21 protein-coding genes are annotated in these 24,256 nt (G+C 62.8%); 9 read left to right on the top strand and 12 right to left on the bottom strand.

Annotation, left to right across the window (positions count from 1 at the left end; translation table 11 throughout):
- Nucleotides 1-13: 13 nt before the first annotated feature.
- The 3 genes from BN1124_RS10125 to BN1124_RS10115 all read right to left on the bottom strand — a co-directional run bounded on the left by BN1124_RS10125 (nucleotide 14) and on the right by BN1124_RS10115 (nucleotide 4,120).
- Nucleotides 14-1,327 carry a sodium-dependent transporter gene (locus BN1124_RS10125; protein ID WP_042641551.1) on the bottom strand — a complete coding sequence of 438 codons (1,314 nt, stop codon included), beginning with the start codon at nucleotides 1,325-1,327 and terminating at the stop codon, nucleotides 14-16.
- Nucleotides 1,328-1,756: 429 nt separating this feature from the next.
- Nucleotides 1,757-3,070 carry a sodium-dependent transporter gene (locus BN1124_RS10120; protein WP_042641550.1) on the bottom strand — a complete coding sequence of 438 codons (1,314 nt, stop codon included), beginning with the start codon at nucleotides 3,068-3,070 and terminating at the stop codon, nucleotides 1,757-1,759.
- 210 nt (nucleotides 3,071-3,280) lie between these two features.
- On the bottom strand, nucleotides 3,281-4,120 hold the full coding sequence (locus BN1124_RS10115) for an isopenicillin N synthase family dioxygenase (RefSeq protein ID WP_042641548.1): 840 nt from the start codon (nucleotides 4,118-4,120) through the stop codon (nucleotides 3,281-3,283).
- 196 nt (nucleotides 4,121-4,316) lie between these two features.
- Here BN1124_RS10115 and BN1124_RS10110 point away from each other — a divergent pair, with 196 nt between their 5' ends.
- The gene (locus tag BN1124_RS10110) at nucleotides 4,317-4,880 is read left to right on the top strand and encodes a DUF2799 domain-containing protein (protein WP_042641546.1); all 564 of its coding nucleotides are present in this window, start codon (nucleotides 4,317-4,319) and stop codon (nucleotides 4,878-4,880) included.
- Between the two features lie 90 nt (nucleotides 4,881-4,970).
- Here BN1124_RS10110 and BN1124_RS10105 read toward each other — a convergent pair whose 3' ends face one another.
- Both BN1124_RS10105 and BN1124_RS10100 read right to left on the bottom strand, forming a co-directional pair.
- Entirely contained in the window at nucleotides 4,971-5,792 is an 822-nt protein-coding gene (locus BN1124_RS10105; RefSeq protein WP_042641544.1) for a Cof-type HAD-IIB family hydrolase, read from the bottom strand.
- A 238-nt stretch (nucleotides 5,793-6,030) separates the two neighbouring features.
- Nucleotides 6,031-7,269 (bottom strand): MFS transporter, encoded by a 1,239-nt coding sequence (locus BN1124_RS10100; protein WP_042641542.1) that lies wholly within the window; start codon nucleotides 7,267-7,269, stop codon nucleotides 6,031-6,033.
- A 180-nt stretch (nucleotides 7,270-7,449) separates the two neighbouring features.
- Between BN1124_RS10100 and BN1124_RS10095 the strand changes: the two genes are divergently transcribed.
- The gene (locus BN1124_RS10095; protein ID WP_042641625.1) at nucleotides 7,450-8,070 is read left to right on the top strand and encodes a helix-turn-helix transcriptional regulator; all 621 of its coding nucleotides are present in this window, start codon (nucleotides 7,450-7,452) and stop codon (nucleotides 8,068-8,070) included.
- Nucleotides 8,071-8,378: 308 nt separating this feature from the next.
- Nucleotides 8,379-8,855: an Lrp/AsnC family transcriptional regulator gene (locus BN1124_RS10090; RefSeq protein ID WP_033129694.1), complete on the top strand. Its 477-nt coding sequence runs from the start codon at nucleotides 8,379-8,381 to the stop codon at nucleotides 8,853-8,855.
- Between the two features lie 79 nt (nucleotides 8,856-8,934).
- On the opposite strand, the gene BN1124_RS10085 is transcribed toward BN1124_RS10090, so the two are convergent.
- Complete coding sequence (locus tag BN1124_RS10085) at nucleotides 8,935-9,252, bottom strand: hypothetical protein (RefSeq protein ID WP_042641540.1); 318 nt, start codon at nucleotides 9,250-9,252, stop codon at nucleotides 8,935-8,937.
- Nucleotides 9,253-9,504: 252 nt separating this feature from the next.
- Nucleotides 9,505-9,930, bottom strand: a complete 426-nt coding sequence (locus tag BN1124_RS10080; protein ID WP_042641537.1) for a MarR family winged helix-turn-helix transcriptional regulator — start codon at nucleotides 9,928-9,930, stop codon at nucleotides 9,505-9,507.
- Nucleotides 9,931-10,072: 142 nt separating this feature from the next.
- Here BN1124_RS10080 and BN1124_RS10075 point away from each other — a divergent pair, with 142 nt between their 5' ends.
- From BN1124_RS10075 to chrA, 4 genes are all read left to right on the top strand, one after another.
- On the top strand, nucleotides 10,073-10,501 hold the full coding sequence (locus tag BN1124_RS10075; RefSeq protein ID WP_042641535.1) for an organic hydroperoxide resistance protein: 429 nt from the start codon (nucleotides 10,073-10,075) through the stop codon (nucleotides 10,499-10,501).
- Nucleotides 10,498-11,502, top strand: coding sequence for an NADP-dependent oxidoreductase (locus BN1124_RS10070; protein WP_042641534.1), 1,005 nt, complete (start codon nucleotides 10,498-10,500; stop codon nucleotides 11,500-11,502). Before BN1124_RS10075 ends, BN1124_RS10070 begins: the two co-directional genes overlap by 4 nt.
- A gap of 102 nt (nucleotides 11,503-11,604) precedes the next feature.
- On the top strand, nucleotides 11,605-12,054 hold the full coding sequence (locus BN1124_RS10065; protein ID WP_042641533.1) for a nucleotide triphosphate diphosphatase NUDT15: 450 nt from the start codon (nucleotides 11,605-11,607) through the stop codon (nucleotides 12,052-12,054).
- 58 nt (nucleotides 12,055-12,112) lie between these two features.
- Nucleotides 12,113-13,282, top strand: a complete 1,170-nt coding sequence (chrA, locus tag BN1124_RS10060) for a chromate efflux transporter (RefSeq protein WP_042641531.1) — start codon at nucleotides 12,113-12,115, stop codon at nucleotides 13,280-13,282.
- Between the two features lie 92 nt (nucleotides 13,283-13,374).
- Here the strand turns inward: chrA and msrB are convergent, their stop codons facing one another.
- From msrB to malQ, 4 genes are all read right to left on the bottom strand, one after another.
- Complete coding sequence (msrB, locus tag BN1124_RS10055) at nucleotides 13,375-13,764, bottom strand: peptide-methionine (R)-S-oxide reductase MsrB (protein WP_042641529.1); 390 nt, start codon at nucleotides 13,762-13,764, stop codon at nucleotides 13,375-13,377.
- Nucleotides 13,765-13,998: 234 nt separating this feature from the next.
- Entirely contained in the window at nucleotides 13,999-16,140 is a 2,142-nt protein-coding gene (gene glgX, locus BN1124_RS10050) for a glycogen debranching protein GlgX (protein ID WP_042641527.1), read from the bottom strand.
- The gene (gene glgB, locus BN1124_RS10045; RefSeq protein ID WP_042641525.1) at nucleotides 16,140-18,317 is read right to left on the bottom strand and encodes a 1,4-alpha-glucan branching protein GlgB; all 2,178 of its coding nucleotides are present in this window, start codon (nucleotides 18,315-18,317) and stop codon (nucleotides 16,140-16,142) included. Before glgB ends, glgX begins: the two co-directional genes overlap by 1 nt.
- 79 nt (nucleotides 18,318-18,396) lie before the next feature.
- Nucleotides 18,397-20,586 (bottom strand): 4-alpha-glucanotransferase, encoded by a 2,190-nt coding sequence (malQ, locus tag BN1124_RS10040; protein WP_042641523.1) that lies wholly within the window; start codon nucleotides 20,584-20,586, stop codon nucleotides 18,397-18,399.
- A 344-nt stretch (nucleotides 20,587-20,930) separates the two neighbouring features.
- On the opposite strand from malQ, the gene gap reads away from it, so the two are divergent.
- Entirely contained in the window at nucleotides 20,931-21,926 is a 996-nt protein-coding gene (gene gap, locus BN1124_RS10035; protein WP_042641521.1) for a type I glyceraldehyde-3-phosphate dehydrogenase, read from the top strand.
- Between the two features lie 107 nt (nucleotides 21,927-22,033).
- Nucleotides 22,034-22,900: a D-hexose-6-phosphate mutarotase gene (locus BN1124_RS10030; RefSeq protein WP_042641520.1), complete on the top strand. Its 867-nt coding sequence runs from the start codon at nucleotides 22,034-22,036 to the stop codon at nucleotides 22,898-22,900.
- A 69-nt stretch (nucleotides 22,901-22,969) separates the two neighbouring features.
- Here the strand turns inward: BN1124_RS10030 and nadA are convergent, their stop codons facing one another.
- Nucleotides 22,970-24,043, bottom strand: a complete 1,074-nt coding sequence (gene nadA, locus BN1124_RS10025; protein ID WP_042641518.1) for a quinolinate synthase NadA — start codon at nucleotides 24,041-24,043, stop codon at nucleotides 22,970-22,972.
- Nucleotides 24,044-24,256 lie beyond the last annotated feature (213 nt).

Here is a 24,256-nt window from a genome sequence, read left to right as displayed (position 1 = left end):
CCCTTCCAGCCCTTTAGATGATGCCTCGCACCAGAATGCCGGCGATCAGCAGCGGCGCCACCAGTCGCCAGCACCAGAGCAGGCAGCCACGCATAAAGGGCGACAGGTCGGCGGGCAGAATGCTGTCCCCCAGTCGCCAGCCCAGCTGCAGGGTCAGCACCAGGCCGAACAGCGGCATCATCAGGTTGGAGGTGAGGTAGTCCAGCAAGTCGAAGACGGTCTTGCCAAACAGGGTCAGCTCGCTCCAGGGGCCGAACGACAAGCTGACCGGAATGCCGGAGGCCATGATCAGCAGGGTCAGCACCCGGCAGGCGCCACGCCGGGACCAGCCCCACTCCTCCGTGGTGAAGCGCACCAGGTGCTCCAGCATGGAGATGGAGGAGGAGAGCGCCGCCACCAGCAGCAACAGGAAGAACACCACCCCCAGCCCCTGGCCGAACGGCAGGTGACTGAACACCGCGGGCATGGTCATAAAGGTGAGGCCGGGGCCGGCGGTGGGATCGATGCCGGTCGACGCCAGCGCCGGGAAGATCATCAAGCCCGCCAGCACCGAGATGAGGCTCGCCAGGGTCACCACCCAGACGCCGGATTTCAGCACCCCGTCGCTGTTGGGCAGGTAGGCGCCATAGGTGGTGTGCACCCCCAGGCCGATGGAGAGGGAGAAGAAGGCGAGCCCCAGCGCATCCAGCACGCTCTGGCCGGTCAGCATGGAGAAGTCCGGCAGCAGCAGCTGGCGCACCCCGGCCATGGAACCCGGCATGGAGAGCCCCACTCCCACCAGCAGCAACATCATGATGAACAGGGCCGGCATCATCCAGCGCAGGGCCCGCTCCACCCCCTTCTGAATACCCCCCTGCACGAACCACCAGGTGAGCGCGGCAAACACCAGATGGGTCAGCACGGGCCACCCGGGGTGGCTGACATAGCCGTTGAACAGGGCGGTCAACGCCGAGCCCTCGCTCAGGTTCAGCTTGCCCATCACCGCCAGCGCCGCATAACCCACGGTCCAGCCGCCGACCACGCTGTAGAAGCTGTAGATGAAGAAGCCGCACAGTATCCCCATGTAACCCATCCAGCGCCAGTTCGGCCCCACCAGCGTTTTAAAGGCGCCGAGCACCCCGCGCTGGCTGCGGCTGCCGAGCAATGTCTCCCCCACCAGCACCGCCACCCCCAGGGTGAAGCTGAACAGCAGGAACACCAGCAGGAAGGCGCCGCCGCCGTTGGTGGCGGTCACATAGGGAAACTTCCAGATGGCACCGAGGCCGATGGCGGTGCCGGCTGCCGCCAACACATGCCCAAGACGGGAAGACCACTGAACCTGGCTCATACAACCTCCGGGGAAGAGAACATCGAATCGACACTCCTGGCAATAAAACGACGGGCAATAAAAAAGGCCGCCCCTGGCGACCCTTGCGATGAACATTCAAACTGCGCGCGCCAGGTCACCTCTCTTGCGAGCTAAAAAATCGACCAAAGGAGGCGATGAAAGGTGACATGAGGGGGTGACCCGAACGCAAAACAGGGGGCACAGCCTAAACCATGGAAAGAGAGGTTGACAGTTAATAGTCCTCACAGGCCCATAAAACAGAATATTGATGATTAAAAAAATCACATGACCCATCAAAAATATCGACAAGGCCCGCCTTGTTGGATTTTTCAATATGGTCAATCCCGCCACGGGCGATGAACGCTGACCACCCGGCGGCCATATCATCATGGCATTTCAAGGGGGCGGGCCTGGGGCCCGCCGCCGAGTTTACAGCAGACCCCGCACCAGGATGCCGCCGATGAGCAAGGGGGCCAGCCAGCGCCAGCAGCCCATCACCAACTGGCGCCAGTGGGGAGCCAGCCCCTCGGGCAGCGCACGGCGACCGAGCTGCCAGCCGAGCAGCAGGGTGAGGGCCAGCCCGAACAGCGGCATCAGCAGGTTGGAGGTGACAAAATCCAGCAGCTCGAAGATGTTCTTGCCAAACAGGGTGATGCTCGCCCAGGGGCCGAACGACAGGCTGACCGGAATGCCCCCCGCCATCACCACCCCGGTGATGAGGCCGCAGGAGGCGCGCCGCGACCAGCCGAAACTCTCGCAGAGGAAACATTGCAGATGCTCCAGCAGGGAGATGGAAGAGGAGAGCGCCGCCACTACCAGCAGGGCGAAGAACACCACCGCCAATCCCTGGCCGAACGGCAACTGCTGGAACACCGCCGGCATCGTCATAAAGGTGAGGCCGGGGCCGGAGGCGGGATCGATGCCGGTCGCCGCCAGCACGGGGAAGATCATCAGCCCCGCCAGCACGGCGATGAGGCTCGCCAGCAGCACCACCCAGAGGCTGGAGCAGCCTACTCCCTCGCTGGTGGGCAGATAGGCACCATAGGTGGTGTGGATGCCAAGGCCGATGGAGAGGGAGAAGAAGGCCAGCCCCAGGGCGTCCAACACCCCGGACATGCCGAGCTTGCTGAAGTCCGGCAGCAGGAAGTGGCGCACCCCGGCCATGGCGTTGGGCAGGGTCAGGCCGAAGGCCACCAGCAGCAGGATCATGATGAACAGGGCCGGCATCATCCAGCGCAGGGTGCGCTCCACCCCTTTTTGCACCCCGCCCTGCACGAACAACCAGGTGAGACCGGCGAACAGCAGGTGGGTCAGCACGGGCCAGAGCGGATCCCCGACGTAGTCGTTGAAGCGGGCGGTGAGCGCCGCCCCATCGCCGTGGCGCAGCTCACCCGCCAGCGCCATGCCGGTGTAGCCCAGGGTCCAGCCGCCGACCACGCTGTAGAAGCAGAAGATGAGCAGGCTGCACAAGAGCCCCATGGCACCGACCCAGCGCCAGCGTTGGCCCATGAGCGCGCCGAAGGCCCCCACGGCCCCGCGCCGGCTCAGGCTGCCGAGCAGGGTCTCCCCCATCAGCACCGCCACCCCCAGGGTGAAGCTGAACAGCAGGAACACCAGCAGGAAGGCACCGCCCCCGTTGGCGGCGGTGACATAGGGGAACTTCCAGATGGCGCCGAGACCGACCGCGGAACCCGCGGCGGCCAGGATGTAACCGAGCCGGGATGACCATTGGGACTGCTGCATAACAACTCCGAGCGAGGGGCCCGCCAACTGGGCCCGAAAGGCGCTCAGAGTACGCCCGAGGGCGCGCAATCACTCGGCGTATATCCGGCGTAAAACCGCTTTATTGGCAGCAATGACCAATAATATTCGGATTACTACCCAAAGATGCCACCCAATAAAAACCGGAGCCTATTTGCTCCGGTTTTTGCTCCCTTACAGGTGGGCGTCAGGTTAGATAACCCCCAGCTCCCGCAGCCGCTCCATCAGGTAGCTGTGGGCGGTGTGACGCTCCGAGAGCACCACGTCCGGGCGCGGGTGCAGGAACAGCGGCAGGGAGATGCGGGACTTAGCGGCGCTGCCACCGGTCGGGTTGATGACGCGATGGGTGGTTGAGGGGTAGTAGCCGTGGGAGGCCTCCTGCAACATGTCACCTATGTTGATGATCAGGGTGCCAAAGTCGCAGGGCACATCCATCCACTCGCCGTCGGAGCCCTTCACCTGCAGGCCCGGCTCGTTGGCGGCGGGCAAGATGGTGAGCAGGTTGATGTCCTCGTGGGCGGCGGCGCGGATGGCACCCGGCGCCTCTGTGCCGTCGAACGGCGGGTAGTGCAGCACCCGCAGCAGGGTCTTCTGGCTCTCTTCGATCATGGAGGAGAGCGGGCAGCTGTAGTGGGCGGCTATGTCGGCCGGGGTGTACTGCTCCACCCAGCCGAGCAGCTCGGCGGCCAGGTTGTTGGCGAGGGCGTAGTACTCCATCGCCTGGGCCTTCAGCTCCGCCGGCATCTGACCCCAGGGGTAGAGGTGGAAGTACTCCTTGAGGTCTTTCTGGGTGTTGCCCTTGGCCACCTCGGACACCGACGGCGGGAAGTAGCCGTCCTGGGTCTCGCGCTTGAACAGGAAGTCGTGCTTCTGCTCGCTCATGAAGAAGCGATACCAGTTGTCATAGATGGACTGCACCAGCTCCTTGGGGATGGGGTGGTTGGTCAACACCCCGAAGCCGGTGGTACGCAGGGATTCGGTGAAGCGCTCGGCCGCATCGGGGGAGCGGTAATCGACGGTCAGGACTTTCATTATTTTTGTTACGCGCCAGTTAAAAGTAGGCGCAGTTTACCCTGCCAATCCCGGCAAGGAAAGTCGACCCGAAAGCAGTTCATAACAGATTGAAAATAATGATAAAAATATCATAACCCCGGGTTCTGTTGCGGCCCTTGTCCCGCTCCGGCTTACTCTCTAGAATGCCTGCACTTTCACATTAGGAGCCCTCCCCATGTCCCCCAGGATGCTGTTGCTGACCCTGCCCCTGCTGCTCGCCGGTTGCAGTTCGCTGTCGGAAGAGGAGTGCCGCGCCATGAGTTGGTACAACCAGGGCTATCAGGACGGGACAGAGGGCAAGACCCGGACGGCCAGCAGCGGCTACAGCAAGACCTGCGGCGAATATGGCCTCAAGGTGGACGAGGCCGAGTGGCAACGGGGCTACGCCAAGGGGCTTGAGCTCTACTGCATCCCCGAGCTCGCCTACAGCAAGGGGCGGGAGGGGAACGAGTATCTGGGGGTCTGCCCCAACGATACGACCTTCCTCACCCAGTTCGAACGCGGTCGCAAGGAGTTCCTGATAGCACAGCGCCTCGGCGAGCTGGAGCAGGAGCTGGAGCGGACCGAGCGCAACATCTACCAGTTGGATCAGCAGATCCGGGGCGAGAGCGACAGCAAACAGCGGGACTACTACCGCGCCCAGCGTGACAGAGCCGTGCGCCACTACGAAGGCGTTCGCCGGGAGTACAACCGCATCCGCTTCCCGGATCGGGTGATCCAGTTCTCCTTCGGCAACTGAGCGTCAGGGAGGGCACCATCCCCTCCCCTTATTCTCAAAGGATGATGGGGTGGCCGATGCCACCCCATCATATTCCAAAGTTCCGGCCGGTCAGGAGGGCAGTACCCAGCGCTGCAGTGCCAGCGCGATGCCGTCCTCGTTGTGATCCGCGGTGACCTGGTGGGCGTGCGCCTGGATCTGGGGCGCCGCATTGCCCATGGCCACCGCCAGCCCGACCTGCTCGAACATGCTGATGTCGTTGTTGTTATCGCCAAAGGCCACCACGTTTTCCATCGCAATGCCTTCGCTCGCGGCCCACTGGGCCAGCCGGTTGCCCTTGCTGCAGCCGGGTTGCACCAGCTCCACCGCATAGGGCGCCGCCCAGTCCTGGGTAAAGGGCAGGCCCTGCACCACCTCCCCCACGAAGCGATGCAAGCGGCCGGGATCCTGACTGAACAGCTCCAGCTTCCAGACCGGTTTCTGCAGCCAGGCCTCGATGTCCTCCGCCGGCAGCAGGGAGATCTTGAGGTGCGCCGGCAGCTTATCCGACCGGCTCTGGATGCGGGTGACATACTCCTCGCAGCCGATGTAGCCGATGCCGTCGCTCAGGTGGAACTGCGCCTCCATCTGCTGGGCCTCGACCTCGGCCAGCAGCGCTCGAAGGGGCGCCACCGACAGGGGATCCCCCGCCAGGATCTGGTCTTGCAGCGGATCGTAGAGGTAGGCGCCGTTGCTGCAGATGATGGGGGTGTCGAGGGCCAGCTCGTGGTGGAAGGGGCGCGCCGTCATGAAGTGGCGGCCCGTCACCAGCAGCACCTTGATGTCGTGGGCGCGGGCCTGCGCCAGCGCCGCCCGGGTCGCGGACGAGATCCTGTGATCCCGGGTCAGCAGGGTGCCATCCATATCGAGCGCAATGGCCTGGTAATGACTCATATCACCTCCAAGAAGATTGAACCGTGCGAGGTGCCATACAGTCCCGGTTCTAGCGCAATGGCCTGAAAACGACTCATATCACCTCCAAAGGCTGGGCATCGCCGGGCGCATGATTGAGAGAGGGGTCGCCGAGCGATGGGGTAAAACGAAGCAAAGAGCCATACCGTCCCAGAGTCGGCGCGACTATGCAAGTCCCCGCTGCCCCGCCGTCGCCAATCCGTGATCCCGTCGGCCGGGATCAGCCCGGCTCGGCCTGGGCACCCGCCTGCTCGCGCCTGTCCGCCGCCCGGCGCAAACCATAGAAGCCGAGGGCGCAGCCGATCCCGGCGAGGGTCGCCAGATAGAAGGGCCACTCGGTGCCCGCCAGCAGCGCCACGCTGCCCACCACCACCGCCAGGATCTCGCTGCCCACAGCCAGCCCGCGGTAGAGCCCCATCGCCTGTCCCTGCTGCTGGGGATGGCTGCGGTTGGAGACGGCAACCGAGGTGGCCAGCTCCCCCAGGCTCATGCCAATGCCGGCCGGGATGAAGGTGAGCGCCAACCCCCACCACTGAGTGGGCAGCACGAACATCAGCATGCCCACCGCCATCACCAGGTGACCGACGATGCCGAGGCTGCTGCCGCGCCAGTGACGGGCGAGTTGCTCCCCTATCCAGGAGCCCAGCATCATGGGCACGCTCACCAGCACGGCGGCCTGGGCCAGTTGCACCGGATCCCAGGCCAGCCGCTCCACCAACCAGACGTTGAAGTAGGTGAAGTAGAGCTGCACAGCGCCATAGCTGAGCAGGGTCAGCACGAAGTAGGGCAGCAAGCGGGGTTGCAGCAACAGCTGCCGGGTCGACAGCGGCGCCAGAGTCTGCTCCGCCGCCACCGGCGGCCGGTTGGGAATGAGCCAGAGGATCAGCAGCAGGTTGACCGCCGTCATGGCCACCGCCAGCCAGGCCGCCAGGCTGTAATCCCCGGATATCACGGCGGCATAGCCCCCGATCATGGGGCCCAGCACCCAACCCAGATTCATGCCGATGTTGATCCTGGCGAAGTTGCGAGCCTTGGTCTTGGGGGTGCTCATGTCCGCCGCCATGGCCTGGACGATGGCGATGTCGCCGTTGAAGAAGCCCTCAAGCACCCGGCTCAGCAGGAGCAGCGGCAGGGAGCGCCAGGCGATGCCGAGCGCCATCAGGGCGTAGCCCGCCAGCACCCCGACGAGGCAGAGGGTCAAGATGGGCTTGCGGCCATAGCGGTCGGACAGCTTGCCGAGCCAGGGCGCCCCCAGCAGTTGGAACAGCGGGTAGAGCCCCATGATGACCCCGAGCCACAGCTTGCGGCTCCAGTCAGAGGCCTCCGGGGTCAGCATGCCCTGGGCCGGATCCAGCATCAGGGGTGCCAGCACCGGGGATGGCAGGCTGAAGCCCGCCACCGCCAGGGTCACCGTCATCACCAGCACCCAGAGACTGGCCTGCGTCTTGATTCCTTCCATGTACGCCTCATTAAATAAAGTCATTTGTTTATTTATACTGGATGGAGAGGCGCCATTAAGTAAAGTGAATTATTGATTTAAATGGATCCCCTCCCCATAATGGCCCATCAATGCCTGCTGCTCCTGCTCAAGATGACATTGATTCCTCAGAGCGCGCCTGTCGATAACGAGAGTTACCCAATGAATGCCAGCACCGACAAGATCCTGTACCTGTTGAAGACCCAGGGGCCCCAGAGCGCCGCCGCCCTCGGCGAGCAGTTGCAGATGACCTCCATGGGCGCCCGCCAGCATCTGATCGCGCTGGAGGCCGAAGGCTGGATTGGCTTTAGCGACGAGGCCCGTGGCCGGGGCCGCCCGGTGCGACTCTGGCACCTGACCGATCAGGCCTGGCAGCGCTTCCCCGACACCCACAGCGAGCTGACCCTGCAGCTCATCGACGACGTCCAGCAGCTGTTTGGCGAGGAGGGCATGGAGCAGCTCATCGGGCGGCGGGAGCAGCAGATGCTGAGCCGCTATCAAGCCGAGCTGACCCAGACCGAGCTGGAGGGCAAGCTGGCGAGCCTCAAGACGCTGCGCAGCCGGGAAGGCTACATGGCGGACATGCGCCAGGAAGAGGATGGCAGCTGGTTATGGTGGGAGAGTCACTGCCCCATCTGCGCCGCCGCGCGGGCCTGCCGGGGATTTTGCAGAAGCGAGCTGGTGCTGTTTCGCGAGCTGCTGGCCCCGGCCAAGGTGGAGCGGGAACAATATCTGCTGGAGGGGGATCAGCGCTGTCTCTATCGCATCAGGCCGCAGCCCTGATAGCTGAACGCCAGAAACAACAAAGCAGGCGCCGGGATGCCTGCTTTGTTGCCTTCGGGGAGGAGATGCTCTCGTTCCAGCCTGTCGTTTCCCGATAGAGTCGGACGGCTGATGGGGTTCTTGACCCGGTAAGGTCCTTCACCGCAGAGACCTGGTCGGGTATCTGCTTTACCACCGGAAGATGTAACCATAGTACCCTTCCCGCTGCGGTGAGTGGTTGTGAAGTAGCAAGTATTTACAGTTGTTTTTGCAATAGTTCACCCTTAATCTAGGAAAAGTGAATTAGTAATTGCAACGAGGAACGGATAATGCTGAAACTTGATCGTATCGACAGGCATATTCTGGAGTTGATGCAGGAGAATGGCCGCATCAGCAACCTGGAGCTGGCCGAGCTGGTCGGTCTCTCCCCTTCCCCCTGCTCGCGCCGGGTCAAGGCGCTGGAAGATGCCGGTCTCATCGATACCCACGTCACTCTGCTCAACGCCCGCCAGCTGGGGCTGACGCTCACCGCCTACATTCACATCTCCATGGACAGGCACACCCCGGAGCGGTTCGAGAACTTCGATCGGGCCATTCAGGAGCTGCCCGAGGTGCTGGAGTGCGATCTCATCACCGGCAATGACGCCGACTATCAGCTCAAGGTGGTGGTGCGGGACATGGAGCACTACCAGCACTTCCTGCTGGACAAGCTCACCCACATCTCCGGCGTGACCGGCGTGCGCTCCAGCTTCGTGCTGCGCCGCATCAAGCACAAGACGGCGCTGCCCCTCAATCATCTGGGCTAGGCGCGGTGGACGCCGACCAAAAACAAGAGGAGGCCCTAGCCTCCTCTTCTGTTTCTTCAGCCCTGGTTCGCGGCTGAGTTCAGACCGCCACCTGGCTGATGTCCTGCACCTGCAGCAGCCAGCCGGTCTGCTCCTGCTGGGGCTCGCCACTCAGGCGCAGCCGCTCACCGGCAGGGACCCAGTGCCCCTCGGGCAGTGAGACCAGCAGACTCTCGTTACCGTTGTCGAACAGCCAGCGGTCGGCGCCCAACGGCTCTATCAAATACCCTTCCATCTCCACTCTGGACTCGGCCTGCCAGGACGGCGCAACGGAATCACGGCTCTCGATGAAATCCCCCTGAACACCAAAACTGGACAGCCCCCACAGAATGGAGAGCCCGACGATGGATGACTGCATCTCTCTCTCCTTTGATGGCACTGTGGGGCCAGTATGGGAAGATAAAAATGAGCGCACCATGAACAAGGCGCCAAAGTGCAGGCGAGATCGCGAAAAAAACCGGCAAAGGAGCCGGTTATGTCATTTTATGATGCCTGTATCACACTATTTTGGCGACTTTATCTACCACAGGTTCAGCTTGCAGCGTATTCGTCCAAAGGGGATGCCCGTGGCGGTCAGGATCCATGGGTCCGGCCAGGGTCTGAGCCGGGTTCAGCGCCCCAGCTGCCCGGCCAGGCGGTCACAGAGCTGCTTGAGTTGAGCCAGCTCCCCATCGTCCAGATCCAGCTGGCTGCGCAGATTGTCGACCAGGCAACAATCCCTGACCCCTTGCTGCAGCTCGCGCCCCGCCTCGGTCAGGCGGATACACTTCTGGCGCTCGTCTTCGCTTGAGACGCTGCGCGTCAGCCAGCCCTTGCTCTCCAGCCGTTTGACGATGGGGGTCAGGGTGCCCGCATCCAGCCCGGTCTCCTGACCTATCTCCTTGAGGCTGACCTCATCCCGCGCCCAGAGCGACAGCATGACCAGATACTGGGTGTAGGTCAGATCCAGCTTGTCCAGCAACGGCCGGTAGGCGCGCATCACCGCATTGGAGGCACTGTAGAGGGCAAAACAGACCTGCTTTTTCAATTCACTCATGGGGCACCTCGCTGACAAGTGGGGCCAGTATACCTCAGGAAAACGGAGGGCTGAATAATTTGCACACAAAACAGTTGCCAGCCCAGGGGTTCGGGATTAGTCTCGCTTTAGTTTGCACACAAATCAATTCGAAGGCACCGACATGAAGACACTCTATCGCACTCAGGCCATCGCCCAGGCGGGCCGCAACGGCGAGGTCCATACCCTGGACAACAGCCTGCAACTGGCGCTGGCCCTGCCGACCGCCCTCGGCGGCAACGGCCATGGCAACAACCCCGAGCAGTTGCTGGCCGCCGGCTATGCCGCCTGCTTCTCCAACGCGCTGATCCACGTGGCCAGGCAGCTCGGTACGCCCCTCGCCAGTGCCCCGGTCGAGGCGAGCGTCGAGCTGCTGGCCCTGGACGATGGCCGCTTCAATTTCGCCATCGCACTGGACGTCTCCCTTCAGGGGGTGCAGGCTGAGCAGATAGTGCGTCTGGCACACCAGACCTGCCCCTTCTCCAACGCCATGCGGGGCAATGTCATCACCCAACTCTCTCTCAACGGCACCCCATTGGAGGAAACACCATGAGTCAGCTCAGCCATCAAATTCAGCTGCTGCGTCGCCCAACCGGCCTGCCCACCCCGGCCGACTTCGCCCTGCGGGAGGTTCCCCTGCCCGAGCCCCAGGAAGGCGAGGTGCTGGTCGCCAACCAGTGGCTGTCGGTGGATCCTTACATGCGCGGCCGCATGAGCGAAGCCAAGAGCTATGTGCCCCCCTTCCCCCTCAATGGCCCCCTCGATGGCGGCGCCATCGGCACAGTGCTGGCCTCGCGCCACCCCGGCTTCAAGGTCGGGGATCGGGTGAGCAGCATGCTGGGCTGGCGCGATAGCTTCGTCGCCAGGGGCGAGCAGCTGACCCTGCTGCCGGCCACCCCGCTGCCCTCCCAGCTGTTCCTCGGCGCCCTCGGCATGCCGGGCATGACTGCCTGGGCGGGCCTGCACAAGGTCGCCAAATTGCAGGCCGGTGAAACCCTGCTGGTCTCGGCCGCCTCAGGCGCGGTCGGCACCATGGCGGTACAACTCGCCAAGCGTGCCGGGGCCCGGGTCATCGGCTCGACCGGCTCGGCCGACAAGGTCGCCTACCTCAAGACCCTCGGAGTCGATGCGGTGATCAACTATCGTGAAACCCCGGATCTCGATGCCGAGCTGGCCCGGCTCGCCCCGGAGGGCATCCACGTCTACTTCGAGAACGTGGGCGGCGCCATGCTGGAGGCGGCGCTCAACCAGATGACGGTCCATGGCCGCATCGTCTTGTGCGGTCTCATCGAGCAGTACAACAGCAACGGTGGTGCGAGCGGCCCGCGCAACCTGGCCCAGATGATCCGCAAACGCATCCTGATGCAGGGGCTGCTGGTCTCGGATCATTGGCAGCACTACGGGGACTTCCTGGCCGAGGCCATCCCGGCATTCGAGGCGGGCGCCCTGCAAGCCGAGGAGACCGTCAGCGAGGGGCTGGCCAGCATGCCCCAGGCCTTTATCGGGCTGTTCGAGGGCCGCAACACCGGCAAGATGCTGGTCAAGCTGGATTAATTTCCTGGTTGATTGCCAGTTGGCGACTTGCGAAGCGGGCCCATCCGACCTAAGGTGGGCCCGTTTTTTTATGGTGCAATCCCGTTTCGGCAAGGAGCTTATATGTCCACCACTCCCTATCCCCGCGTCGGTGTCGGCGTCATCCTGACAAACTCCCAGGGCCAGGTGCTGCTCGGCAAGCGCAGGGGTAGCCACGCGCCCTACTGGTCCATCGCCGGCGGTCATCTGGAGCTGGGGGAGAGCTTCGAGTCCGCCGCCATCCGGGAAGTCGCGGAAGAGACGGGCTTCGTCATCACAGCCCCCAGCGTCATCGCCGTCACCAACAACCTGGAGACCTGGCTGGAGAGCGGGCTGCATTATATCTCGGTCACCCTGCTGGCCGAGGTGGAAGGGGAGCCGCAACTGCTGGAGCCGGAGAAGTGCGAGGGCTGGATCTGGTGCGATCCCCGCGCGCTGCCGGAGCCCCACTTCGATGCCAGCCGCCAGTCGATCGCCTGCTGGCTGGCCGGACGCTGCTATCTGCCGCAACCGAGCCAATCCGAACTGTCATAAAACAGTCGCCGTTTTGTCATATCATCGGGGGCCATGATGACAACGAGGGAGTGATGACGTGGGGCAGGTGTTCTTGCAATTTCTGTGGTTGGGTTGCGTCAGCTTCGGCGGGCCCGCCGCTCATATCGGCTACTTTCAGCGTACCTTCGTCACCCGCCTCCGTTGGCTGAGTCAGGCCGAATTTGCCCAACAGCTGGCCCTGTGCCAGCTGTTGCCGGGTCCGGCCTCCAGCCAGCTCGGTTTCGCCATCGGTCGTCACCGGGCGGGACTGGGGGGCGCCATCGCCGCCTTCCTCGGTTTCACCCTCCCCTCCTTCCTGTTGCTGCTGGCGGCGGCCATAGGCCTAGGCCAAGCCGGCACCAACCTCTGGCTGGAAGCGGCCCTGCACGGCCTCAAGCTGCTGGCCCTGGTGGTGGTGGCGGATGCTGTGCTCACCATGAGCCGCCAGTTCTGCAAGACGGCGCTGGCCCAGGGGATCATGGTCGCCACCGCCGCCGCGCTCTGGTGGCAGCCCGGCCTGCTGACCCAGATGCTTCTGCTGATCGCGGCCGCCTCGATAGCGGCCCGGTTCAGCCCTGGGCAAGGGCCATCTGATGCGGCTGCTCCGCACTCTGCCGCCTTCTCGACTCCGGCCAGCACCCGTCAGCCCCACTGGCCTGGCTTGCTGCTGTTTGCCCTGCTGTTCGTCGGCCTGCCACTGCTGACCCAGGGCTCCGCCAGCCAGCTGGTTGCCGACTTCTATCGGGCAGGCAGCCTGGTGTTCGGCGGCGGCCACGTGGTGCTGCCCCTGCTTGCCGAGAGCGCCGGACAGGCGCTCAGCCAGCAGCAACTGCTGACCGGCTACAGCCTGGCCCAACTGGTGCCGGGCCCCATGTTCACCCTGGCCAGCTACCTCGGCGCCTTGCTACTGCCACAGACTCCCCTCGCGGGTGCCCTGTTGGCAACACTGGCGCTGTTCCTGCCGGGCTTCCTGCTGCTGTGGGCCCTGGGGCCCTGCTGGCAAGGCTGGCTGGCCCATCCCCGGCTGGCGGGCGCCGTCGCCGGCATCAACGCTGCCGTGGTGGGGTTGCTGCTGGCGGCGCTCTATCAGCCGGTGTGGCAAAGCGCCGTGCTGGCACCGCGGGATCTGGCGCTGGCCGCCCTCGGCTTCTATCTGCTGCGGGTATTGAAGCTGCCCATCCTGGCCCTCGCCGGCCTGCTGGTGGGCGCCTCGCTGCTACCGCTCTGACGCCTCACCAGTCGCAGCCATCATGCAGAGCCCATAAAAAACGGCGCCTCTTTCACAAGAGGCGCCGTGTTCAGGCTGGGCGAGGTGCGTGCTTATTCAGCGTCGGGATCAAAGTCCAGACTCAGGCTGTTGACGCAGTAACGCTGGCCGGTCTCGGTCGGCCCGTCCGGGAAGACGTGACCCAGGTGGGAGCCGCACTGGCTGCAGGTGATCTCCACCCTTGCCATGCCGTGGCTGCGATCCTCGGTGTAGGTCACGGTCCCCTCGATGGCCCGATCGAACGAGGGCCAACCGCAGCCCGAGTCAAACTTGGCCTCCGAGTGGAACAGTACGCTCTTGCAGCAGACGCACAGGTAGTCGCCGCTCTTGCGGTTGTGGAGCAAGGCGCCGCTGTAGGGCTGCTCGGTGCCTTTCTCCCAGCAGACGCGAAACTGTTCGGCGCTCAGCTTGCTGCGCCACTGCTCGGGATTATTGCCGCTCATTCTGACTCCTCGTCATGCTTGCCGGACAGAAATGACACTGCCAGGTTCTCGGGATTGCTGCGCCACCGTGCAGGATTGTTGCCATTCATACGGGCTCCTCGTCATGCTTGCCGGGCAGAAATGACACTGCCGGGTTCTCGGGATTGCTGCGCCACCGTGCAGGATTGTTGCCATTCATACGGGCTCCTTACCATGGGTAACGGCGCCCAGCATACCCAGTCAGGCCGTTTCACTCTACCCCGCCAGCGGGAACTGTGATCCCGTTGGCAACACGACGGCAACATCCGGCGCCGCCATCACCCCTTCCCTTGCCAAGGCCACCGCCGACAGGGCGACGCGCTCCAGCAACTTGAGGGAGTGGGCACGCCCCACCGAGACCTGACGCTTGATGTCGTCCGGCAGGAAGGGCAGGCCGTCGTTGGTGGCGGTGTCGACGACCTGCACCCACTCCAGCCCGGTGCCGGGTGGCGGCAGACGGAACTGGATGTCGTAGTCGCTGGCGTTGAACAGCACATACCAGCGCTCCCCATCTCCCTCGATCATGCCGATGTCCATGGCGAACGCCTGCCCCATGGGGGCGTGCCAGTCCTGATCGTTGAGCTGATGCCCATCGGGATGATACCAGTTGACCTTGTGGCAGCTGACGGCGGCGCCGTTCCAGCTGTCGTCACTCAACTGCAGATTGGAGAAGACCCCGGACTCCGCCCGCAGTGCCATCATCTGGCGGGTGAAGTCGAGCAGCCGCTCATCTTCCGGTCGCAGCTGCCAGTTGACCCAGCTTATCTGGTTGTCCTGACAGTAGGCGTTGTTGTTGCCAAGCTGGCTGCGCCCCATCTCGTCCCCGGCCAGGAAGTGCGGGGTGCCCTGGGAGAGCAGCAGGGTCGCTATCAGGTTGCGCTTCTGCTGCTGGCGCAGGTTGTTGATCCTGGGATCCAGCGTCGGCCCCTCGACCCCGTGGTTATAAGAGAGGTTGTTGCCGTGGCCGTCCCTGTTGTCCTCGCCGTTGGCCTGATTGTGGCGCTGGTTGTAGGAGACCAGATCCTCCAGGGTGAAGCCGTCGTGGTAGCAGAGGTAGTTGACGCTGGTGTGCGGGGCACGCCAGTTCTTCGGGAACAGATCCCGCGACCCCACCAGACGGGTGGCAAAGTCCCCCATCTTGCCGGCATCTCCGCGCCAGAAGGCGCGCACCGTATCGCGATAGCGGTCGTTGATCTCCAGCCACTGGCTCGGGAACTGGCCGAGCCGATAGCCGAAGGGGCCTATGTCCCAGGGCTCGGCGATGAGCTTGACCCGTGCCAGCACGGGATCCGCCAGCATGGCCTTGAAGAAGGCGCTCATGGGATCGAACTCCCCCGCCTCCCGCGCCAGGGTGACCGCCAAGTCGAAGCGGAAGCCATCCACCTGCATCTCGGTCACCCAGTAGCGCAGGGCATCCAGCACCAGCCGCAGGCTGTTGGGGTGATCCAGGTTGACGCTGTTGCCACAGCCGGTCACGTTGGCGTGACGGTTGTAGTCCGGACCGTGGGCCCCCGCCTCGAAGGCGTAGTAGCCCGCGTTGTCGAATCCCTTGAGAGACAGCATGGGGCCGTCGGCGCCGGATTCGGCGGTGTGGTTGTAGACCACGTCGAGTATTACCTCGAGCCCGGCGCGATGCAGCTCGCGCACCATGGTCTTGAATTCGGTCAACGCCTCTCCCGCCCCGTAACGGGGCTCGGGGGCGAAGAAGGCGATGGGGTTGTAGCCCCAGTAGTTGGTGAGCCCCAGCTGCTCGAGCCTGGGCTCGGACATGAAGGCGGCCACCGGCATCAGCTGCACCGAGGTGACACCAAGGGTGGTCAGGTGCTCGATCATCAGCGGGTGGCTGATGCCGAGGTAGGTACCGCGCAGCTCGGCGGGAACGCCGGGATGCTGGCGGGTGAAGCCCTTGACGTGGGTCTCGTAGAGCACGACCCGCTCGGGGGAAATGGCAGGCTTGCCGATCCCCTGCCAGTCGAAGGCGTCATCCACCACCACCGACTTGGCCACCATGGCCGCACTGTCCCCCTCATACTGCTCGTCGTCCCAGTGGGTCGGACGACTGAGCGCCCTGGCATAGGGATCGATCAGCAGCTTGTCGGGATCGAACAGCATGCCGTCCCGCGGCGTGCCATGGATCCGGTAGCCATAACGCTGACCCGCCCTGACGCCGCGCACATGGCCGAAGCGATACTGGCCACGCTGACCGGGCAGCGTCAGCCGAACCAGCTCCTGCTCCTGCTCGTCGAACAGGCAGAGTTCCACCTTGTCCGATTGGGGGGCCCAAACACAGAAATGGCAGCCCGTCTCATCGAGCCGGGCGCCCAGCGGGTAGTCCACCCCGTTTTCCATTACAAACATCAAGACTCCTGTTTGATGAACAAGGTCGCGAGCGGCGGCAGGTCCAGCACTATGCTGTGCGACATCCCCTGCCAGGGCGTCGGCTCGGCGACGGAGGCCAGGCCCACATCATAGTTGCTGCCCCAGTAATGCTCGCTGTCGGTGTTGAGTACCACGGCGTAGCGGCCCGCCTGTGGCACCCCGAGTCGATAGGCGATACGCGGTACCGGGGTGAAGTTGCTGGCGACCATGACAGGATTTTCACCCTGTTTGTCGGCCCTCAGCCAGGCGAAGATGCTGTTGTCGGCGTCGTTGTGGTCCAGCCAGCGGAAGCCCGCTCGCTCATAATCGGCCTGATACAAGGCAGCTTCATGACGATAGAGGTGGTTGAGATCCCGGATCAGCCGCTGCTGACCGCCGTGCTTGGGGTATTGCAGCAACTGCCAGGGCAGTTGGGCATCGTGATTCCACTCGTTGCTCTGGGCGATTTCGGTGCCCATGAAGTTCAGCTTCTTGCCCGGATGAGCGTACATGAAGCCCATGTAGGCGCGCAGGTTGGCGGCCTGCTGCCACTCGTCTCCCGGCATCTTGTAGAGCAGTGAGTGCTTGCCGTGCACCACTTCGTCGTGGGAGAGCGGCAGGATGAAGTTCTCGTCATAGTGATACACCATGGAGAAGGTCATCTCGTTGTGGTGATAACGGCGATGGATGGGCTCTTTCTGCATGTAGCTCAGGGTGTCGTGCATCCAGCCCATATTCCACTTGAAGCCAAACCCCAGTCCCCCCAGGAAGGTGGGTTTGGAGACACCGGCGAAAGCGGTGGACTCCTCGGCGATGGTCATGGTGTGGGGATACTTGCCGTACACCTCTTCGTTGGTCCACTTCAGCAGGCTGATGGCCTCGTAGTTGTGGTTGCCCCCATCGACGTTCGGCACCCACTCGCCGGCGTTGCGCGAGTAATCCAAGTAGAGCATGGAGGCGACCGCATCCACCCGCAGGCCGTCGATGTGGAACTTGTCGAGCCAGAACAGGGCGCTCGCCACCAGGAACTGGCGCACGTTGTTGCGGCCAAAATCGTAGATGTAGGAGTTCCAGTCCGGGTGCCAGCCACGGCGCGGGTCCTCGTACTCATAGAGCGGGGTACCGTCGAAGCGGGCCAGGCCGTGGGCATCCGCCGGGAAGTGGGCAGGCACCCAGTCCAGGATGACGCCGATCCCGGCCTGGTGGCACTGGTCGACGAAGTATTTGAAGTCATCGACGCTGCCGAAGCGGCTGGTCGGCGAGAACATGCCCACCGGCTGATAGCCCCAGGAGCCGCTGAAGGGGTGCTCCGAGACCGGCATCAGCTCGATATGGGTGTACTCCATCTGCCGGACGTAGTCGACCAGATCCACCGCCAGCTCGCGCCAGCTCAGGCTGTCGCCGTTGGGATGGCGCTTCCAGGAGCCCACGTGCAGCTCATAGATGGAGAGCGGTTGCTCCCGCTTGTCGTTGTGCTGGCTCTCGCGCCAGGCGGCATCCTGCCACTGGTACTGCTCATGGTCATGGATGACGGAGGCAAAGGACGGATATTGCTCGCAGTAGAAGCCCACCGGATCGCTCTTGTGGGGCAGCCGGTGGCCGGCCGGATCTTTCAGTTCAAACTTGTAGCGATCCCCCGCCTTGAGGCCCGGCACGAACAGCACCCAGTGGCCGCACTGGCTGCGCTGCATGGGGTGACGGCGGCCATCCCAGAAGTTGAAGTCGCCGATGAGGCTCACTGCGCTGGCGCTCGGCGCATAGACGGCGAAGCGCACCCCTTCCACCCGCTGGCCAAGATGGTCAACGCTGCGCAGCTGGGCACCGAGGGTGTGGTAGATGTTTTCCGGTTGTGAGGTCAGTTCTGCCAAGCCATCCCAGGCGGCAGCCTGGAACTGATAGGGATCGATGAATTCGGCACTGGCATCGGGGTAGCTGGCGATCAGCTGGTAGGGGAAGGGATTCTTGCGACGGGTGAAAACAGTTTCAAAAAGGCCCGCTTCGTCGGCGGAGGTCAGGGTGGCCACTATCTTGCCGGACTTGAGATCCCTGACGCGGACCTCTAGGGCATCGGGCAACCAGGCGGTGAGTTTCAGGCCTGGTCCACCCGGATTGGCCAGCAGGCCTAGATGGGAGAAGGGCTCGGCACAGCGGGCGGCAACCAAACGTTCAACGGGCATCGACATTTCCTTTCATGGCTGAGCATCCGCTCCGGCCTAAGCCGAAGCGGATGAAAGTAAGTCAGTTGGCGACAATGGCTCAACGACTGGCCTCGTCACGGGCCTGGCTCATCTTGCCTGCCAGCGCCTTGAGCGCCTCATCGACAAAAATATCCTCCAGATCGCGGGAGAGCTTGCGGCGCCAGTTAGGGTACTCGTAACTGGTGCCCGGCACGTTGACCGGCTTGTCCATCTCCAGCCAGTCTTCCAGCTGGGTGCTGAACAGGGCGCAGCTGCCGCGGGACATGTGAAGCTGCAGACCGTGGTTGAGCTCGGTGTTCATGCCGACCCAGTTCACGTCGTGGCTGACATTCTGTGAGATGACCCCATGGGCATGCAGGCTGTCAAGGATCCGCTGCTTGGCCTGGTGGCGATCAGCATACAGGGTCTTGAGTACCTCTTCATCTGGATACAATCCCAGCTCGCGACCCAGCGCCAGATCGTCGCAATGCCAGAACCCCTTCAGGGTCGGCATGTCGTGGGTGGTCAGGGCCGACATAGCCTGCTCGGTGTAGTGGGCAGGAGAGATGAAGCCGCCATCCCCCTTGGAGCGCTCGAAGAAGAACACCTTGTAGGAGTGCACGCCGTTCTCTTTGAGGGTGACATCGATGCCTTCCGGCACTGTGCCGAGATCTTCCCCGATCAGCAGACACTGGTTGCGGTGGGATTCCAGCGCCAGGATCCCCAGCAGATCGTTGACCGGGTAATAGATGTAGGCACCCTTGGCGGCAGACTCTCCGGGCGGCACCCACCACAGGCGCAGCAAGGCCATCACGTGGTCGATGCGCAGCGCGCCACAGGCACGCATGTTGGCACGGAACAAGTCCACCATCGGCTGGTAGGCAGCCTCGAACAGCTGGTTCGGGTTCATGGGGGGCAGGCCCCAGTTCTGGCCGAGGGGGCCCAGGATATCGGGCGGCGCACCGACCGAGGCTTTCGGGCAGTAGAGATCCCGGTTGGCCCAGATCTCGGTGGAGCCTTCGGAGACACCCACCGCCAGATCGCGGTAGATCCCCATCACCATGCCGGCGGCCTTGGCGCGGGCGTCTGCTTGCGCAAGCTGCTCGTCGGCCAGGAACTGCAGATAGAGATAGAAAGCCACATCCTGGCTGTGATCGCTCATCCAGGCTGCCACTTCGGGATTGTGGTAATCACGCAGCGCTTCTGGCCAGACCGGCCAGCCCCAGGCATTTTCGCCCTTGGCATAGAAGTGGGCCTGGATGGCATCGAACGCCGCCTGCTGCTGCAGGCTGTCGCCACCGGCGGCCACGAAGCTGTCGAATTGGGCCTGGCGCTCGGCGCCGAAGCTGGCTTGTTCAAACACCTGACGCAGTATGCCGATCTTGGTCTCGACGACGCCGGTATAGTCCACGTTCTCCTTGGCACGCAGGGAGGCAAGGTGCTGCAGGAAGGCAGGATTGGCCACCTCGGCCTTGAGCCGCTCGTTGGCCAGAAACTCGGGTACCGCCTCGACGTTGATGTAGGCCACGTTGAGCCAGCGACGGGAGGAGGGGCTGTAAGGACTGGCGCTCTCCGGGTTGGCCGGGTAGAGGGCGTGGATCGGGTTCAGACCGACGAAGTGGGCGCCCCAGGCGGCCGCCTTCTCGACCAGCTGGCCGAGATCGCTGAAATCCCCCATGCCCCAGTTGTGGCGGCTGCGCAGGCAATAAAGCTGCACGCTAGGGCCCCACACCTTGCGCCCGTTGGCGATCGGCGCCTGCTTGTAGCAAGACTTGGGGGCGACGATGAGGCGCATGCTGGCGAGTGGTTCGTCGTTGCCCTCTTCCAGCAGCGTCAGCTGGTGATAGCCGAGCTCGGGCTGCACATCCAGTGCCACGCGATAAGCCTGGCACTCCATCTCCTCAAACTCGGCGACCCCGACCAGCTCTCCCTCGATGGGGGTCAGCTGACCGGACAACAGGGCACCTTGCTCCAGCGCGATCTGCCAATGCAGCGCATCGTTGACGAACTCGATGGGCAGACGGACTTCCAGGCTGATGGCATCGCCACTGCGGACCACCATCACGGGATCCAGTGGACGCAGCCAGTGCTGACGGTGTTCCTGCTCAAGCTGTTCGGTCAGGGCGGCCTCGTCATCGACGCGGTAACCCATGGCGCCCAGCATGGCGGCCTTGCTCTCTTCGGATACCTGAGCCGGGTGGCCCCAGGCATCAACATACTCGCTGGCGATGCCTTTGGCGGCAGCCAGCTGTTCAATCAGGGTGGTCATAGTTTGAGAATTCCCGCTGTGGATTCTATCTATACTATTTGATTAATTTTTATGGGTGGTGCTTGAACAGTGGCTCTTTGGCCATGCTAAACCGCGCACATTTTTACATATCTCCCCGGCTGGATGTGTGACCGGGCAGGCACTATTGTTGATCTCTGTGACGAGAACCGGCTGATGACACATTCGACAAAAGTTGGTAGTCAGTTACATAAACCGAAAATAAATTTCACAGTTTTTCATGATATAGCGCAATTTCAGACAGATTGTTGGTTGACTCACGGGTGAGTTCTAGTAAATTTACAAACGGAATTTTCTTTGACTACTGAACAGTTAGGTAACCAAATATGACTATCAAAGTAGGTATTAACGGTTTTGGCCGCATCGGCCGTTTCGTCTTCCGTCTGGCCGCTGAGCGCAACGACATCGAAGTGGTTGGTATCAACGACCTGATCGACGTTGACTACATGGCTTACATGCTGAAGTACGACTCCACTCACGGCCGCTTCAAGGGCACCGTTGAAGTCAAAGACGGCAACCTGGTTGTCAACGGCAAGACCGTACGTGTTACCGCTGAACGTGACCCGGCCAACCTGAAATGGGATGCCATCGGTGTTGACGTTGTTGCCGAAGCCACTGGTCTGTTCCTGGACGACGCTACCGCCCGTAAGCACATCGCTGCCGGTGCCAAGAAAGTAGTTCTGACCGGTCCGTCCAAAGACGCTACCCCGATGTTCGTCATGGGTGTTAACGACGCGACCTACGCTGGCCAGGACATCGTTTCCAACGCTTCCTGCACCACCAACTGCCTGGCCCCGATCGCCAAGGTTCTGAACGATACCTTCGGTATCGAATCCGGCCTGATGACCACCGTCCACGCTACCACTGCTACCCAGAAGACCGTTGATGGTCCGTCTGCCAAAGACTGGCGCGGTGGCCGCGGTGCGGCTCAGAACATCATCCCGTCCTCTACCGGTGCTGCCAAGGCTGTTGGCGTTGTTATCCCGGAACTGAACGGCAAGCTGACCGGCATGGCGTTCCGCGTACCGACTCCGGACGTGTCCGTTGTTGACCTGACCGTTAACCTGAAGAAAGCTGCCACCTACGCAGAAATCTGCGCAGCGATGAAAGCCGCCTCCGAAGGTTCCATGAAGGGTGTTCTGGGCTACACCGAAGATCAAGTGGTCTCCACTGACTTCCTGGGTGAGCGTCAGACTTCCGTGTTCGATGCCAAAGCTGGTATCGCACTGAACGACAAGTTCGTTAAAGTTGTATCCTGGTACGACAACGAAATGGGCTACTCCAGCAAGGTTCTGGACCTGATCGCTCACATCTCCAAGTAATTTGGGATGCGCAATCAAGTAGCTTAAAAAGGCGGCCATTGGCCGCCTTTTTGTATTCTGAGTCTTGTAACCCTCTTTTCTGAATGTGCACGAGCACAGGAGCCTTCATGCAACCCATACGCACTCTGACAGCCCACTGCAGCCTCAGCCACAACGAGGCAGGGCTGCCCCTGCTGACCATCGACAATGCCCATGCCAGGGCCGAGATCAGCCTGTTTGGCGCCCATGTGCTGAGCTATCAGCGCCATGGCGAGCCCGCCTCTCTCTGGCTCAGTGACAAGGCCGTGCTGGACGGCAGCAAGCCTATTCGCGGCGGCATCCCCCTGTGCTGGCCCTGGTTCGGGCCGGCCCCGGAGCGCGTTGGCAGCGGCAAGCCTGCCCATGGCTTCGCCCGCACCACACTGTGGTCTCTGGATGGCGTCTCCGACCACGAAGATGGCACCCTGGTGCACCTCTCCCTCGGTGACACCAAGAGCAGCCATGCCCTCTGGCCTCACGCCTTCGAGCTGGAGCTGGACGTGCTGATCGGCAAGGAGCTCTCGCTGGTGCTGACCACCCGCAACACGGGCACCGCCCCCATCGTCTACAACGCCGCCCTGCATACCTATCTGCAGATAAGCAGCCCAGCAGCCATCAGTGTGACTGGCCTGGGTGAGCCCTACCTGGACAAGCTGACCGGCCAGGATGAGCAGCAGCAGGGCGCTCTGACGCTCTGTGCGGCCATGGATCGCATATACCGCCAACCCGACGCCATCGTCACCGTCGAGGATGGGGATCGCAGCATCCGGGTCGTCAGCGGCAACCACGACAGCATAGTGGTCTGGAACCCCTGGCAGGAAGGTGCCAGCGCCATGGCCGACATGAGCGACGACGGCTATAGCACTATGTTCTGTGTCGAGGCGGCCATCACCGCCGATGCCGGCGTCACCGTGATGCCGGATGAGGAGCACAGCTTCTCCACCGTGATCATCTGATCCTCGTCCACCCCATAAAAGCAGAGGGCACCCATTGGGTGCCCTCTTTGCGTTCAGTGCCCGAAGCGATCAGGCATTGCCCTGGGTCTTGAGCCTGAGCTCGGCGGCAAAGTTCAACATGCGATCCAGCGGGATCAATGCCTTCACCCGCAGCGCCTCGTCCACCAGGATCTCGTGACGCTCGGCGCCGTCGGTCAGTGCCTCCTTGATCGCCACCAGGCCGTTCATCGCCATCCAGGGGCAGTGAGCACAACTGCGGCAGGTGGCACCATCGCCACCGGTCGGCGCCTCGACCATCTCCTTGTCCGGGCAGGCCTGCTGCATCTTGTAGAAGATGCCGCGATCGGTCGCCACGATGAGTTTGCGCTGGGGCAGCTCTTTGGCTGCCTTGATCAGTTGGCTGGTGGAGCCCACCGCATCGGCCAGCTCGATGACCGAGGCAGGCGATTCCGGGTGTACCAGCACGGCGGCATCCGGGTTCTGGGCCTTGAGCTCCTTGAGGGCCCGGGCCTTGAACTCGTCATGGACGATGCAGTGCCCCTGCCAGCGCAACATCTCGGCCCCGGTCTTCTTCTCGATGTAGGCACCGAGGTGCCTGTCCGGGCCCCAGATGATCTTGTGACCCTGACTGTCGAGGTGCTCGACGATCTCCAGCGCGATGCTGGAGGTGACCACCCAATCGGCCCGAGCCTTCACGGCGGCCGAAGTATTGGCGTAGACCACCACTATGTGGTCGGGATGGGCGTCACAGAAGGCGGAGAACTGATCGATGGGGCAGCCCAGATCGAGGGAACACTCCGCCTCCAGGGTCGGCATCAGCACCCGCTTGTGGGGGCTCAGGATCTTGGAGGTCTCCCCCATGAAACGCACACCCGCCACTATCAGGGTCTGGGCGGCGTGATCCCGGCCGAAGCGCGCCATCTCGAGGGAGTCACCGACGAAACCGCCGGTGGCCTCGGCCAGCGCCTGGATCTCGGGGTCGGTGTAATAGTGGGCAATCAGCACGGCCTGACGCGTCTCGAGCAGCGCCTTGATCTCGGTGATCAGGGCCGCCTTCTGTTCGGCAGTCAGGGGAGCCGGCTTGACCGGAAAGGGATAGTCCATCTCGATGACCGGAGGGACACTGATCAGTGCATTGCTCATTGCGACTGTTCCATCAACGCTTGGAAAGGTAAAAATTATACCCAGAAGCAAGCCACAAACCCATCAACAAATCCAGCCGACGAGATAAGTGATTCCAGCGCCTCGTGATTCTGTTTCGGCGTATCGGCCGCCAAACCGCAGAGACGAAAAAACCCGCTATGTGGCGGGCTTCTGGCTTTCTTTGACAAGAAAGTGGTGGTCGTTACTGGGCTC

The organism is Aeromonas eucrenophila (genome assembly GCF_000819865.1).
GTDB classification, from domain to species: Bacteria; Pseudomonadota; Gammaproteobacteria; order Enterobacterales; family Aeromonadaceae; genus Aeromonas; species Aeromonas eucrenophila.
The sequence above is the reverse complement of the archived record's forward strand: the minus strand, read 5'-3'. Positions and strand labels throughout refer to the sequence as shown.